We start from the raw sequence: 13,919 nt of genomic DNA, 5'->3' as shown, positions 1-13,919 counted from the left end.
TCATGCCTTCTGAAGGATGATGGTTACGCCGGCGACGCCGTCGGGCTGCACGTCATTGATCTTGTACAAGACGCCTCGGGCCCGTACGCGATCGCGGTTGGTCGGCTCGTTCGGCAGATCGATCAGGCGCACACCGAGAACCGGTTTGTTTGTCGATACCGGCGCGCCAGTTTCAGGATCAACCGAAACGTGCGCGGTATCGAACACCGCCTGGGCCAGAGCCACGCCCGGCGTAACACCATCAGTCAGCCAATACACCGCACCGTCAGGATCATCGGCGGCGGTGGGTTCGCTGAAGGTTCGGATGGACACGCCGAGCATGCGCTGGGCCATTGAGGCCCAGCCCATTACACCGGCGCCGGCGCGGAGATACCGTTCAGGCGGCATGCGCCTGTAGCGGACGGGTTGGCTGCCACTTCGGTAGCCATTCCTACCAGCACGAGGCCGGTGGTAGAAACGTTGCTCAGCGAGCGGCTGGTGGTGTTCATGTACAACAGATCACCGACAGCCCACGCTTGTGCGCTGGTTTTGGTCAGGCCGAACACACCCTCGAGCTTAAGCACAACGGGGTCACCTGCGGCTTCAGTGGTGGCCGCTACGCCGACGATGGCGCCGACCTTGTACAGTTGGCCCGAGATGGTGCCGCCCGCGGGAGCCGGAACAGTGAGGCAATCGCCGTGCTGGATGAAAGTTTTCATGCATGGTCCCCTTCAGAGACTGGAACTGGAAAACAAAAAGGACGCCACACGGCGTCCTTTTGGGTTCTGGTCGAGCAGACGGATTACGCGCCTGGGTTTTTGTAAGCACCGCGGTAGTCGATCCAGCCCGCGCCGAACACCAGGCGCGCCTTGATTTCCATGCCGTCGACTTCGAAGCCTTCGCGGGTTTCGGTAAACACGCCCTGCTCACCCTCGAGGTACGCGTATTCGAAAGTGTCGATCGAGCCCGGCGCGGCGAACAGGTACCACTGATTGCCTGTAATCCGCGCATCAACGATGACGGTGAGCGAGGCGTTGCGAACGTCGTTGATGTCAGCGTTCTTGGCCGGCACGTAGTTGGAGCTGGTGAACTGGTAGGCTTCCAACTCTTTGTCCGGCCCCACCACCAGAAACTCCGGCGACAGGTTGAGGAACTCGCCGGCCTTGGACTTCTGTTTGCGCAGCGCAGAGCGCGCGGCGGCCAGGGTGGTGGTGTTGATCGCACCGCCGCTTGCTGCCACGTTGCCGTGACTCGCGTCGTAGAACGGCACACCATCGGTGAAGTTAGGGTTGCCCAGCAGCAGCGCCCACACCACATTCGACTCGGTGGCAGCAGCGGCATTACCCAGTGCAGCGGGGATGCGGGTCAACGCACCCAGGTCATCGTTAACGATGGTTTCCCAGGTGATGGCGATGATCTTGCCGAACTTGGCGACCTTGATCGGCGCACCATCCTCGGAAAGGGTGCCGTACTTGTATTCACCGTGTTCTTTGACCTGCTCCAGCGCAGCGATGTCGCCCAGCGCGGCGCGAGTCACTGCGCGGAAATCCGGCACAGTGGTCTGGCGGCCCAGAGGACGCCAGGTCTGCGGAGCGTTGGTGTACGCATCGCGCAGGGTGCGATTGACAGTGCTGCCCAGCAATAGCGGGAAATCGCTGGTCGAGTGCATGCCGGCGGCGCGGACAGCTTGGCGATCGCAGCCCAGTGCAGCACGTGCCAGCTCCTGCGGGGTCATGCCGCGGGCGGTACCGCCAGCCATCTCGACGAACTCGCGAGCCATGTCCACCAGGCGCATACCGCGAAACTCACGGCCGGTTTCTTCCAGCTTGATGTTCGAGTCACAACGATGCAGCAGTGCGTTCTGCATGGCAGAGCGCTTGGCATTCAAAACGCTGAGATCTTGGCCGCCGGTCACTACAGTCTGTTGACTGTTGCGAGTGTTGGGCTGAGTGCTCTCTTGTCGTTCGGCAACCTTGTCGATCAAAGCGGCGCTTGCTTCCGCCACCGGAACACCTCGCGCGATCAGGTCTTCGATGAACACCTCGTCATCGAGTTTCACCTTGCGCGCCATGGTGCGGATGGTGAGACTGCGCAGGCGCTCGCCTTCAGCCGCTTCACGGCGAAGTGTTTCCTCGGCCGCGCGCTTCTCTTCTTCGGTCATTGCATCTTCCTCTTGGATAGTAGGCACGGCGGCCGGTTCTTCGGATGGCTCAACGGCCGACCGAACTTCGAAAATGGTTTTGAAACGGTCGCCGGTATATTCGGCGGGTGTTTTGGCGCTTCGGACTTTCGCGCCGTCGTCGAAGCCGATCGGAACCAGCGAAATCTCCAGCGGTTCCCAGTCGACAGCCCGGTAGGTCGGAAGCTTGTCGTCTTCCTCTTCTGTCAGCTGGTACTGGTGGACGGCGTAGCCGACGCTGACGTTTCGCAGAATCCCGTCAACGACATCCTTGAACACAACGTCGGCATCTTCACGCTTACTGAAGCGCACCAGTGCATGACCCTCGCCGTCAGCAAGCCAAGCTCGCTCCACCACAGCCAGCACTGCGCGAAGCTCGTATTGATTGTGAACGCCGAGCAATGGAGCGCCGTTGTTCAATCGGGCGAGGCGTACTGCTTTATCGCTGACCTCGAGTTCTTCCATGTAACTGCCGACGTCCCATGACCATCGGCGGCCTTTCGCACCTGTCGTCCAAGTCAGCTCGACGGTGCGATTTTCAATGTCGACAGATTCCGGTCGAACTGCGGCGCGCAGGCTAAACGCCGGTGTTTCATGCGTCTTTCTCGTCATCACCTGATTCGGCTTTGGCATCGTCTGGTTTCTCTTCGGTGGCTGGTGGCTGGCTCGGAGAACCGGCAGCCGCAACTCGGCGCGGGTCGCAATCCAGCACCAACCCGTATTCGTCGATCATTTCGTTTGCTTTTTTGATCTGCTCGGCGTGCCGTTTTGGGTCAGTGATGCCGAGCTCGCGCAAAGCATCCGGCCAAGTTGTCAGGCCGTTACGCACGCGGGTTATGACGTTTTCTGTTTCTGATTTGGGATCGACCATGTCGCGGCGTGGCGGCACCCAATACGCCTTGACGTCGTCGTTTACACCGCCGGGCAGGAGCACCTGTGCCTCCATGAACCAACGCCAGACCTGATCGCAAAGCTGGGGAATCAGCATTCGCCACTGCCATACATCGACGCGGCGGGCGAAGTTCAGCCAGCCCATCCGGCCGCTGGAAAAGTTGACTCCCTTAAGGTCACCGGTGAGCAGCTCGTAAGGAACACCAAGACCCACAGCGATTGCGTGAAGTGCCTGCAATGAATATGGCGCGTAGCCGTTGAATGTCGGCGGAGTACCGAAACTCACCTCCTCCCCGATCGACAGTTCCTGAAGCATTCCAGGTTCCATGCGTTCAATCAGCGGTGGAGTTTTCGCGGGCCCCTGGGGGCCGTTGTCCGCATCCTTGGTGATAAATCCAGCGAAACAGGCAGCTATCTTTGCCTGCTCCATCACGGCGTCTTCCATTTCGTCGAAGTTGCGCATCCGCTGGATAACCGGAGCCAGCCACGTGTAGCCCCGGGCTTGCCCTGGTCTCTTGCGGAAGAACACATGGATCACGTCTTCGGCGGGAACGCGGCGTGATTGAAGCGACCCCCACGCAACGTTTGCCCCGGGGTGTTCATCGAACAACCAATAGGCGACCCGCTTGCCCAGGGCGTCAAACTCGATACCTTGAATAATTCGGTTGAGCCCGACGATGGCTGCCTTTGACTCGTCAAGGAAATCAGCCTCGAGCACCTGAAGCTGGACTGGAACAGGAAGCCCGTCTGAGCTGAATCGGCGTCGACGACGGATCAGGCACTCACCACTCTCAGCGACTGCCTCCATGATCATGTGCTGCAGACCGTAGAAATCTTCCAGGCCGTCAGCATCGCAGGCGGTGGTCTCAGCCCACGCCTGCCAAAGGTCCATCAACCTCACGCCGTCTCGATCACGCTTGGCCAAGGGCAGCGGGACGATCCCCGCGCCCACGACGTTGTCAGCGATACCTGTGATGGCGCGTTCGGCGAACGGGTTATTGCGACGCTGATCCCGCGCGCGATTGCGAAGCTTCGCCAGCGCGGGCGCGTTCTCGGTATTGGCATCTGTGCCGGTGGCGCGCCACCCGTCATTTCGTCGACCGCCCGCCGCTCCCTCGAAGCGGCGCTTGATCACCTCCATGGTCATTTCAGTGCGAAGCTTTTTAAGGCGTGCATCTGATCGCTTGGCGGCGTACCCAGGAAACAGGCTGTCGAGCATGCTCATGGGTAATGTCCTTTAGAGAAGGAGGTATATCGGCGACCACCATCGTTGCAGGCATTCAGCCCGAGCTCGGTCGCCATCAGTTTGAGGATTCGAATCATCTCGTCGAGTGATCGGTAGGTGACGCTTTTGTCGGCGTAGCGGACGGACAGCGCGCCTTCGGCGATGGCCGCCTGCAAGGCCTGATACTGCTCGATTGTGAAAGCCATAAGTCTCGCTACCAGAAGGTTGATTTCTTGCGCGGCCGCTCTTTGATGTCCGGTTCATTGCCACCAGTGACAGCAGCTACCAACAGATCGAGATCAAGCCCGAACCTCTGCTGGCAGATCCGCAGCGCAGCGAGCGCGTAAACGAAGCAGTCCAGCGCCTCGTTTCGGCGGCCACCGCTGTCCCAGCGCATAACGCGCTTGCCTTTGGAGATAGCTGCCTTTTTCTTTTCGGAGGTGAGTTGCTTGACCTCCGATTCGTCGCAGATCACGTCATTGGCTGGCAGGTGAACAACGCCCGGCTGAGACACGCCCGCCTGAGAGGCGGCCGTATCGACCGGCAGACCCATGCGGCTGTAGAGCAACTCTTTGGCGTTGTCGGTACCCACCTCGGTGAGGAACACCTTGTGTACCTTGTTCTTCGTGCGTGGGAAGTTCGCGATCGGCTTGCCGTAGACGGTCGCACCACGGATCGGAACAACCCAGTGCACTCCATGCTTGCGGCTCTCGGCATAAACTTCGTCGGCGTAGTGGCCGCCGGCGTCCCACGTCCAGCGCTCCACCTTCATGATGGTGCCGTCAACTCGCGTGAACTGCCGGTGCAGCTCCAGCCCAACCTTGCGGCGCAGCTCTTCGCTTGCGGGATCGCCCATCAGGATGAAACGGTGAACAAGCCACGCCTCCTCGCCCGGACCGAATGCCCAGACGCGACCCTCGAAGCGGTCGTCCTGTGTATCGATGCCGCCGACAAGCACCAAACCGAGAGCCGGCACCTGCGGATAAACTTCGCGGCGACCGTAGAGGACCTCGGAGTCGAGCTTCTCGCCTTGATCGTCGTCCCACGTTTCGCCGCGCGTGGTGTTGATGAACGTGATCAGCTTCGAGACGTCGCCTTTCACCTTCAGCCATTCTTCAGCCAGGCTGAGCCACGTACTCCAGGTGCTGTAGATCGCCCAGATACTGAAGCTGACCGAGCGCGGGGTACGGATGATTTCGTCATCGACACCAAACCAGTCCATGCCGTCGCGGGTCCAGATACCGGTGTGCTCGCAGATCCATCGGCCGGTCTTCGATGCCTCAACCATTTCGTTGTGCCAGATGACGCAGGCAGTGTGCTCGCACACGTACCAGGCTTTTTCGGCCTCACCGAGCGCGTTCTTTTCCCACTTCAGGCCGAACTCGCAATCCTTGCCGCCCCACTTGAGTGTCTGCTCCTGCCGGCAATGCGGGCAGTTAATGTGGAACTTGAGCAAATAGGGCGACTCTTCGACGGCCTTGGTGATCTGGCAGGAGCCAGCTCGTTTCGGTGTCGAGCCTCGAATCGATTTCGGGTAGATCGCGCCGTTGAGTCGCTTGTCTCCCAAGGTGATCGGTGCGCCCTCGCCTTCAACGCTTTCGTCGAAGTTGGAGAGCTCGTCGTAGATCACCTCGTCGGCGGATTTCTCACGGTAGTTACGCGAGGCCTTGCCGCCACGGATCCACAGCGTCCGGCGGTTCGCGAAGATCTTCTGGTCGAGCGTGTTGTCGCTGTGCTTGCGACCGAACCACGGAGCGAGGTCGCCCAGCACCGGCACGTCGCGGATCATGCCGTTGACGTGGCTCTTGCTGATGTCCTCGGCGTCCGGATCCGTCGGGCTCCACATCATGACGTTGCGGCGCTTGTGCTGGATCTTGTAGCCGATGTTCGCCATCAACAGCTTGGTGTAACCGATCCGCGCCGACTTGATGAAGTTGACGACGTTGATCAGGTCGTTGCCCATGCTGTTCAGGATCGCAACTTGAAACGGCTCGGTCGTCCATTTGCCCTCGTTGTAGGAGGACTCGGCGGACATGTAGAAATTTGTATCCGCCCATTCGACGGCGGTTTGCGGTGGTTCTTTGTAGAGCGCCTGGAGTCCTAGCTTGATCGACTTGCGAAGATCATTCAGCCATGGACTCAACGTACTCATCTAATAATTCCGGAAGTTGCTCACCGAAGCTGGCGGCAATATTTCGAGCAAGCGCGATCTCCCGCTCGACCGACTCGATGACCCGAGGGTCAACCTCCGGGTGACGCCGAGTGACGGTCTTGCCGACGGTGTCCAGTTTCGAGCCGATCTGTGCGGCAATTTTGGCGAGGGCGAATGTGGCGAATGGGACCGGAACGAGTTGCTTGTCCAGGACCAGGTTCTTCTTCTCCTGGGCGATTCGCTGCGCGGCGGTGAGACCGCGGCGCTCTTCGAGCAGCTTGTACTCGATCATCGGATCGACACCTTCGGTTCCCTCACCCGCCGGTTGTTGTTTCCGTTGCGCGTGTTCAACGCGGTTTTCGACCACGTTTTGCACGGTATAAAACGCCTCGCGACCTATGCGTGCGACGGGCGCAACTCCCCATTTGTCAAAGGCTTGCGGGGAAATCCCGAGGCTCGAAGCCATCTCGGATTTGTTCAACCACCCGCGCTGTTTGGTTGTTTCGTTTTTGGCCATGATTAAACAACAACCAACCCCTGAAAAAAGGTCATACATATTTGATGGGCGGGGCCCGAATTACCCGCATGGGGTTGGGGGCCCGGGAAGGACCCAAAGGGGGGTACCCCCTTGCCCTGCCGGTCAGCCCCGGGCTGACGACAGCGCCTGATCCATCGCGCTGGCAAACTCTCGCTCTCGGTTCGCCTTCACGATGTTGTCTGCGATCTTGTAGAACGGAATGATCACTCGATACCCCGGCTCGCTGTCACTGAAGACAAAGACAGGGCGGACGGCATCACCGAACGCGGTCTTCCGCTTCTCCCAGATACCCTGCGTTCCATCGACATCGCCGGCGAAATACTTGTCCGCGTTGCCCTTGCGCTTGCTGCGCTTACTGCCCGTGGCGTTGGCCGTCACGCCGCTGACTGTCTCAGCTGCACCAAGACCGGACAGAATCTTCATGATTGTGCCGCGCGGGACGTTGCCGAACTGGTTGAGCGCTGAAGGTGCCGGTATTGCGTACTGACCTGGCTTCATCAGGCCTTTCGCGATTAGAGCTTTCTCGAAACGTTTGTGTGGTCGGCGACCACCCTTCACTGCCTGTTGAAGGTACGTGTCAGCGGGAACGCCAGTAGTCCACGCATCCTTGAAGAAGGTCCTCGCCTCAGGCTTGCCCTTCTTGGCGACCTGGACATAGAGGCTATTCATGGTGGTTGTGGTCGGCCGATCCAGCCGCTGCCGCATGACAGAGAGTTCGCCTTTCTTCACCAACACTGCCAGTCGAGTAGCCATCAGCGCATATGCAAAAGGCAGCTGTTTTGCGCCCAATGTACGCAGAGCTTTCGACAGTTCTTCCAAATTGGTGCTGGCATCGATTTTGACCATTGCTCTTCACCTATTCTGGCTGAGCTGGATCGTCACTTGGCTGATGCAGCTTTGACTGCTGCACCACTCTGGCCACAGCGACGGCGATACTTAAACCCATATTCACCACGGCGAAAATCAGAGGGTCCACCGCGCCTTGAAACACAGACCAACCGGCCGCAGCGGCATTCAGCACTGCGCCTGCGATTGCCAACTGCACACTGGTCATGCGCCAGAACTTTCGCCATTCAGGGATTAATTTCATGGGTTGACTTCGCTGCTGGCAGTTTTTCGAGGCTTTCGGCATAGCGCTTCCACTCTTTGGCACTTTTCAGGGCCTCACGTAGGCGCTCGTCTTGGCCTGGCTGGCATTGTTCGCTGACGTATCGATACACGGTTGTGCGTTGAACCTTCAGGGGTTCGCGGATCGTTTCCTTGTGCGCACAGCCTGTGAGCAGAATGAGGACGATCAGCAGGCGATTCACTTGGGTCTACCTGTTTGGACGAGGGCCTTCAGGCTCTCCCCTACTTGGTCGATCTTGAACTCCTGACGCTGGGTACTGACGCGAAGGGAGTCGACGAGCTTGTCGTTCGACTCCCTCGATCGCTCCAACGAGTCAACCCGCTGCCCGATCAAGGCCTGATTGGTTTGATAAGCGGCAAGCTGCACTTGAAGCGATCCAAGTGAGCCAACAACATAGACAAACGCACCAATGGCACCAGCCGACAGGATCGTTTGCAGTATTGGGACAGCAACCTTGAACGTGGTGCTGTCTGCAATGCGCGAGACTTCAGTCATTGGCGGTACCGTGCGAAATAAGTCAGCTCCAACAGCACTCCCAGCTCGGAGCAATGGGTGTGGTGGAGCCGAAAACGAAAAAGCCCCGGCAAATGCCGAGGCTCTGTGAATTCTAGAAAGCAAAAAGCCCATCGCTGAGACGGGCTTTGCACGCGGAAAAACCGCAAAGTAACTGAAATTTATAGATCGACCCCGGCCCTGTCAAGCGGCTTCGCGACGAATATCTAAAGCCCCATCGATCCACGCAACACCCGCCTTCCAGAGCTGACGCGTTTTCTCTTCGCCGAACTTCATTTTCTTGCCCACCTCCATCAGCGAGGTGTCACGACTGGTGTAATAGCGCATCAACACCTGACCGCATTCTGGGTAGCGTTTCAGCAGGCGCCCCATCAGCCCGTCAATCATGAGCGCGTCGTCATCGGTGATCATCGGCGACAGGATCGTGTTCTCGCGGGATGCGCAGCAGGACACGCCAGAGCCCAGCACGACCCAGCGGCCCCAATGTTCCAGCAGATCCTCGGCGGTACGTTCTTTAAATGTCGGTGTGAAGGCCATGGCTCAATCCCCTTTGGCGGCAGAAGCCACCGAATGAAAAGCATGGCGACCAGCCCGCCCGAGAACTTTGTCCTGGCATGCGTGAATAGCAGTGCAAAACTCTTGGCGCTCCATCGGATGCTCGACGGGCAACTTCAAGTATTCGTTCCAAGCATCGCCGAGCATCTGCGCGACCTTCGCTTCGTGTTCTGTCAGTTCTGCGGTTCGCATGCTCAATCCCCCTTAATGGCCGAGCCTCCAGGCCCGCGATGGTTGGTTTGCTGGTACAGATCCGCCATGGTCATTGGCTCACGCGGCAACGTCGCAACGTGGCGCTCTTGCCGGATCAGCATGCCGAGCTGAACGACCAGGTCATCCACCGGAAGCGGCTCCAACGTCTCAGCGTGGACCATGCCGGAAGCGTGGCAGCCGATACAGTCGAGCTGATGAAACACGCCCTTGACGAACCCCTTCCCGGCACAGGACGGGCAGTCGGTGAGCGGGATCTGGCGGCGCACAAAGGCGGGGCCATGCTGCTTTTTATCCATTTTTAAACCTCGCCTATGGTTGTTTCTTCAATGGCCTTGCAGGCCTTATGTTCTGTGGCTTGCAGCGGATTACCAGAATCTTCAAATCTAAAGCCGGTCAATCCGTGAATAGCCGTAAAGCCTTTCTGATCTAGATGCGCGTGCCACTGCTCGAGGGCATCACGCTTGCGGCTCATCACGTCCGACTGGATGTACACCTTCACGTTGTGGCCCATCGCGTGATTGATCAGCAGCTCACCAATCAGGTGATCGATGCCAAGGTCTGCCCAACCGGTGCGCGCCACCTTGCGCAGGTCGTGGCTGGTCCACTCGCCTTGTCCCAGCCGTCTGAACACAGCGCAACCTTGAGCCTCACCCAGCGCCTTACCGTTGCGCGCCGGGAACAGGCATTGACCCTCATAGCCTCGGGCGAACTGGCCTTCGCGGTACCGGGTCAGCAGCGCGCACACTTGCTCGGTCAGGGGCAGGTGATGCTCGACACCCGTTTTCGTGTTCTCAGCCGGGATGAACCACTCACGTTCGGCCAGGCTGATGTGCGACCAGCGGGCCATCCGGGTTTCGCCGATCCGCGTGCCATGGCAAAGCATCATCAGCGCGAGCATCGAATCCAGCGGCGCCTTGTCCATGACCTCGGCCAACTGCGCGAGCAGACCTTCCAGCTGGACACCGCGCAGCCGGGACGGTTTGATGCCGACCTTTGCCTTGGAGAAGTCATTGAACCGGATCGCGGCCATCGGGTTGGACGTGATCATCCCCAGCTTGGCCGCCTGCCGGAATGCCAGGGCCAGCAACTGGAAGGCCGAACGCACGTAGTCAATGGAAACCGTCTCCTGCAGCGGCCACATCAACAGGGTGTCGAGCGCAGCTTTGTCGATGCCGATCAGCGGCAGTTCACCGAGGCGCGGTTTCAGGTGGCACTTGATGATCGATGCGCCGGTGTTCTTGCGTTTGGTCGACAGATTGCGATCGCGCGACATGCGATCCGCGAACCACTCCAGCAGCTCGCCCACGGTGATCCACTTCGACAGGCTCGCGCCTTCGCCGGCCGCCAGACGCAGGCGAATCGACGGTAGCGCGGCAACCACCTGCTTGTGCGCCAGCTCGGGGAAGGTGCCGATCTGGTTCCACTCGCCTTTCAACACCAGGTACCACGAGCCACCGGTGCGGGCCTTGTTGAAGCGCAGATACAGGCCCTTGTTTTCGAGGTCGCGCACGTCATGCACGCCGCCGGCGGCCTGGCGTTTAATCTCGGCTTCGGTGATCTTCACAGCCGCGGTGCTCATGGTTTCACCTCTGTGCAGAAATCAAACGTCCAGCAGCCGCTACCCCAAGTCCAAAATGCCCAAGGTCTCGCAAACGATATCCAGCGCCCGAGAACATCTCGAAAGCCGGCGCGACTTCCGCAATGTCCACATACCCGGCGATGGGAAAACGAGTTTTCAAACTCGGCGTCAAATGGGCAGTCATGGATCTTCAGGCAATCCACGCAGATCACTACATTTTGGAACGGGCCGGCCGAAGCCTTCAGGTCGTCCATTTGCCGCAGCAACCGGTCGAAGTTCGCGGTTGTCAGGCTGGCTGCATCCATGGTTTTGGGAAAACCAATCCGCTTGAGGGCTTCGGATTGAATCTGCTGATTGTCAACGAGCTTCATGCAGCCACCACTGTAGGTGCCAGTCGAAGATAGGCGCGGATCTGCTCCATCGCGTCGAAGTGCCCAAGGCAGACGATGGCGAGATATCCCTGATCGTTCAGTTTGCGAATCCACTTGTGCTGACTGTCGGAGACGGGCGCGGCATTCGGCGGTGTCGCCTTGAATTCGATGTACAGGCCGAAGTAGCCGCCCCGCGCCATGGTCAGCACTAGGTCAGGAACGCCCGCGGCGACGCCCTGCCCTTTTAAATCAGCCGCCACCTTCTTCAGGCGATGCCCACCGTTGGGAACGTGATAGATCAGGTCGGCGATTTCCGGCATCCGAATGCGGAGCTCGGAGATCAGCGCGGCCTGCTCCAAACCTTCACGGTCGACCCGCTTGGCCCGCACAGGCTTGGTCTTGAACAACCTCATGGAAGCAGGCTTCATGCGCGCTCACCACGCACCATGCGTGCACGTCGGGTCAACCGCCAAATGCCCCACAGGCAGGCGACGAACAGAATCAGAAGCGAACCGAAATAGAATTGGAGCAGATTGTTTTCCAGAAAGGCGATCATGCGGCCCCCTTCACGGTGAGAATTCCAGCCCTGATCAGGGCTTCATGGGTTTCGGCGATCGCGCGCGGCACGTCCCGCCAATCGATCTGTCCGGCGGCGCGGCCGTCGATCACGTCATGGCAGGCGCTGCACGCGTACACCGCCACTGTGTCGAAGCCCTTCATGCCCATGCCCTTCTGCCCGCAAGGCAGATGCGCGAGCACGGTGGTTTCCGGGTTGTGGTTGCAGACACCGGGCATGCGCAGCGTGCAGTCCTGCCCATTCGCCGAAGCGCGAAGTTTCTTCGAGGTCACGCGCATACCCGCTCCCCCGTTGTGATGTCGATCACTTCGCTAGTGGATGGCCACATCGACTGACCGAACCGGAGGGCGGCGGCCGAATCAGCGAACAGCGCGACGGCGCGGTCAGGCAGGCACGTCAGGTCCCACTTGTAGCCGCAACTGTGGACGGCGTAGCGGTAATCCGAAGGATCAACCGGCGCAAGGCGGGAATCAGCCATTGGCAGCACCCCCAACGACCCGATCCGATGGCGTGAGACCGAGACGGCGAAGCAGTTGCTCGCGTGCAGCCTGGCCGTTGGCCGGAATGCCCATTCGCGCCACCTGCGCCTGCGCTACTCGCTCGGTGAGTTCGTTTGCCCGCTCGATCGGCGGCTTGCTGCCGTCGTGGCCAATGCCAACGGCGATATCCTCGAGCGGCAGACCTTGGACGAGACGGCGGATGGTGATGTCGTAAGCGCGGTCGAAAACCTTGCTGGCCTTCTCCGGAATCAGATCCCCGAGGTTGTGCATCTCGCACTGGAGCGCAGCATGGCGCACCGCAGCGTGGGACCAGGTGCGCGCGCCGAAACGACTCGGGTGAGAATTCTCCAGCGCTTCGCGAAACGCCTTGTCATGCGATGGAATGCCGAGCATCTCGGGGGTGGGCTGGCACCACTTGATGAACTTGCCGACGCTTGGGGCGAAGTCGCCGCCGATCTGCCGGCAGTTCTGCAGGCCGTAGCGGATCTGTTCCAGCTGATTGATCCCGGCCACAAGGAATGCCTTGATCCAGCTGCGTTTTGCAGCCTTCAGCGCTTCATCGTCCGGCCAAGCCTGTTTCCAAGCCGGGAAAATCGCCTGCAATTCCTTGAACAGCGCGTTCACGACCTCGGCGGTGCCCGGCGGCAACTGCTTCGGCTGAACGAGCGCTACCGGCGGCAAATTTCCCATCGTGCTGAGCAGTTGTTCGGTGCTGCGTGGCTTGTTGTTTTCCATCACAGGTCCCCCAGATCGTTCGCCCAGCTGGTGTCATCGAAGTCAGGCGTCTTGCCCTGACCTGAAGCCTTGACGCGTTCGCGCTTGACCCACTGCACCAGCCGGTAGCACCAGCCCGGCGAGGTATCAACGGTCGATGGCTTGGCAACGAAGAACCCCATGAACGCCCGGATCGCCGCGTCAGGAACCGCATCGGCAGGAAGTCCGGCGATTGCGATCTGATCCGACAGCGCCTTCTCGTTCGGAGCCCAGGTGGCGAACATGGCGAAGCGTTGGCGGTCGTCTTGCGAGTCGACGGCGGCCCGGTCTTGCTCGACGACAGCGGAATCGATCTCGCGCTGCTGCAGCTGCTCTTCGGTTACCTGATGGTTAAGTGACGTATTGGGTGCAGCCGCTGCACCCCGTTCTGTCTCAGGCTGCACCCCGTTCTGTTGTGAGTTGCACCCCGTTGCGTCATTTGCACCCCGATCAGAACGGGGTGCAGGATTTGCACCCCGAGATAGTTGAAGGTCGTAAACGACTGGGCGGCGGTCATGACGGTCGATGTGTACGGCGGCGATGGCCTGATTACCCTTCTTGATCAGCCCGGACTTCTCCAGATCGTCCAGTTTGTAACGCACAGTGCGCTCAGACAGACCGGTGTCGTCGGCCAGGGTGGTAGCGGATGGGAAAGCACCAGTGCCGTTCGAGCCGGCATAGTTGGCCAGGCACAGCAGCACGTGCCGAGCGCTGGAGTCTTTGAGAACTTGAGTGGGCAAACCGAGCGCCCATGACATTGCTTGA

At 59.7% G+C, this 13,919-nt stretch carries 22 protein-coding genes; all 22 read right to left on the bottom strand.

Features of this window, described 5'->3' with window-relative positions; translation table 11 throughout:
* Positions 1-348, bottom strand: coding sequence for a head-tail joining protein (locus ACZ9BE_RS07545; protein ID WP_476249160.1), 348 nt, complete (start codon positions 346-348; stop codon positions 1-3).
* On the bottom strand, positions 348-698 hold the full coding sequence (locus ACZ9BE_RS07540) for a DUF2190 family protein (RefSeq protein ID WP_476249159.1): 351 nt from the start codon (positions 696-698) through the stop codon (positions 348-350). Before ACZ9BE_RS07540 ends, ACZ9BE_RS07545 begins: the two co-directional genes overlap by 1 nt.
* Before the next feature lie 83 nt (positions 699-781).
* Positions 782-2,845 carry a prohead protease/major capsid protein fusion protein gene (locus tag ACZ9BE_RS07535; RefSeq protein ID WP_476249158.1) on the bottom strand — a complete coding sequence of 688 codons (2,064 nt, stop codon included), beginning with the start codon at positions 2,843-2,845 and terminating at the stop codon, positions 782-784.
* Positions 2,751-4,274, bottom strand: coding sequence for a phage portal protein (locus tag ACZ9BE_RS07530; RefSeq protein ID WP_476249157.1), 1,524 nt, complete (start codon positions 4,272-4,274; stop codon positions 2,751-2,753). The genes ACZ9BE_RS07535 and ACZ9BE_RS07530 overlap by 95 nt, the downstream gene beginning before the upstream one ends.
* Complete coding sequence (locus tag ACZ9BE_RS07525) at positions 4,271-4,480, bottom strand: phage head-tail joining protein (protein WP_476249156.1); 210 nt, start codon at positions 4,478-4,480, stop codon at positions 4,271-4,273. The genes ACZ9BE_RS07530 and ACZ9BE_RS07525 overlap by 4 nt, the downstream gene beginning before the upstream one ends.
* An 8-nt stretch (positions 4,481-4,488) precedes the next feature.
* Positions 4,489-6,426, bottom strand: a complete 1,938-nt coding sequence (locus ACZ9BE_RS07520; protein WP_476249155.1) for a phage terminase large subunit family protein — start codon at positions 6,424-6,426, stop codon at positions 4,489-4,491.
* Positions 6,398-6,943, bottom strand: coding sequence for a terminase small subunit (locus ACZ9BE_RS07515; RefSeq protein ID WP_476249154.1), 546 nt, complete (start codon positions 6,941-6,943; stop codon positions 6,398-6,400). The genes ACZ9BE_RS07520 and ACZ9BE_RS07515 overlap by 29 nt, the downstream gene beginning before the upstream one ends.
* A gap of 123 nt (positions 6,944-7,066) precedes the next feature.
* A complete protein-coding gene (locus ACZ9BE_RS07510) occupies positions 7,067-7,810 on the bottom strand; it encodes a hypothetical protein (RefSeq protein WP_476249153.1) in 744 nt (247 codons plus the stop codon).
* 10 nt (positions 7,811-7,820) lie between these two features.
* Positions 7,821-8,018, bottom strand: a complete 198-nt coding sequence (locus ACZ9BE_RS07505; RefSeq protein ID WP_476249152.1) for a DUF7940 domain-containing protein — start codon at positions 8,016-8,018, stop codon at positions 7,821-7,823.
* Positions 8,019-8,037: 19 nt separating this feature from the next.
* Positions 8,038-8,274, bottom strand: coding sequence for a hypothetical protein (locus ACZ9BE_RS07500; RefSeq protein WP_122747186.1), 237 nt, complete (start codon positions 8,272-8,274; stop codon positions 8,038-8,040).
* Entirely contained in the window at positions 8,271-8,588 is a 318-nt protein-coding gene (locus ACZ9BE_RS07495) for a hypothetical protein (protein WP_122597380.1), read from the bottom strand. Before ACZ9BE_RS07495 ends, ACZ9BE_RS07500 begins: the two co-directional genes overlap by 4 nt.
* 201 nt (positions 8,589-8,789) lie before the next feature.
* The gene (locus ACZ9BE_RS07490; protein WP_092272550.1) at positions 8,790-9,143 is read right to left on the bottom strand and encodes an antiterminator Q family protein; all 354 of its coding nucleotides are present in this window, start codon (positions 9,141-9,143) and stop codon (positions 8,790-8,792) included.
* A gap of 3 nt (positions 9,144-9,146) precedes the next feature.
* A complete protein-coding gene (locus tag ACZ9BE_RS07485) occupies positions 9,147-9,353 on the bottom strand; it encodes a hypothetical protein (protein WP_476249151.1) in 207 nt (68 codons plus the stop codon).
* A gap of 2 nt (positions 9,354-9,355) precedes the next feature.
* Positions 9,356-9,670 (bottom strand): hypothetical protein, encoded by a 315-nt coding sequence (locus tag ACZ9BE_RS07480; protein ID WP_476249150.1) that lies wholly within the window; start codon positions 9,668-9,670, stop codon positions 9,356-9,358.
* 2 nt (positions 9,671-9,672) lie between these two features.
* Positions 9,673-10,953 carry a tyrosine-type recombinase/integrase gene (locus ACZ9BE_RS07475; RefSeq protein WP_476249149.1) on the bottom strand — a complete coding sequence of 427 codons (1,281 nt, stop codon included), beginning with the start codon at positions 10,951-10,953 and terminating at the stop codon, positions 9,673-9,675.
* Complete coding sequence (locus ACZ9BE_RS07470) at positions 10,950-11,324, bottom strand: hypothetical protein (protein WP_476249148.1); 375 nt, start codon at positions 11,322-11,324, stop codon at positions 10,950-10,952. The genes ACZ9BE_RS07475 and ACZ9BE_RS07470 overlap by 4 nt, the downstream gene beginning before the upstream one ends.
* On the bottom strand, positions 11,321-11,752 hold the full coding sequence (locus tag ACZ9BE_RS07465) for a VRR-NUC domain-containing protein (RefSeq protein WP_476249147.1): 432 nt from the start codon (positions 11,750-11,752) through the stop codon (positions 11,321-11,323). Before ACZ9BE_RS07465 ends, ACZ9BE_RS07470 begins: the two co-directional genes overlap by 4 nt.
* Positions 11,749-11,880: a hypothetical protein gene (locus ACZ9BE_RS07460; protein WP_476249146.1), complete on the bottom strand. Its 132-nt coding sequence runs from the start codon at positions 11,878-11,880 to the stop codon at positions 11,749-11,751. The genes ACZ9BE_RS07465 and ACZ9BE_RS07460 overlap by 4 nt, the downstream gene beginning before the upstream one ends.
* Entirely contained in the window at positions 11,877-12,179 is a 303-nt protein-coding gene (locus ACZ9BE_RS07455; RefSeq protein WP_476249145.1) for a nuclease domain-containing protein, read from the bottom strand. The genes ACZ9BE_RS07460 and ACZ9BE_RS07455 overlap by 4 nt, the downstream gene beginning before the upstream one ends.
* A complete protein-coding gene (locus tag ACZ9BE_RS07450; protein WP_476249144.1) occupies positions 12,170-12,379 on the bottom strand; it encodes a hypothetical protein in 210 nt (69 codons plus the stop codon). The genes ACZ9BE_RS07455 and ACZ9BE_RS07450 overlap by 10 nt, the downstream gene beginning before the upstream one ends.
* Positions 12,372-13,136: a replication protein P gene (locus tag ACZ9BE_RS07445; protein ID WP_476249143.1), complete on the bottom strand. Its 765-nt coding sequence runs from the start codon at positions 13,134-13,136 to the stop codon at positions 12,372-12,374. Before ACZ9BE_RS07445 ends, ACZ9BE_RS07450 begins: the two co-directional genes overlap by 8 nt.
* Entirely contained in the window at positions 13,136-13,912 is a 777-nt protein-coding gene (locus tag ACZ9BE_RS07440; RefSeq protein WP_476250127.1) for a helix-turn-helix domain-containing protein, read from the bottom strand. Before ACZ9BE_RS07440 ends, ACZ9BE_RS07445 begins: the two co-directional genes overlap by 1 nt.
* Between the last annotated feature and the right edge of the window lie 7 nt (positions 13,913-13,919).

It is taken from the genome of Pseudomonas sp. TE9122 (assembly GCF_056278925.1).
The sequence above is the reverse complement of the archived record's forward strand: the minus strand, read 5'-3'. Positions and strand labels throughout refer to the sequence as shown.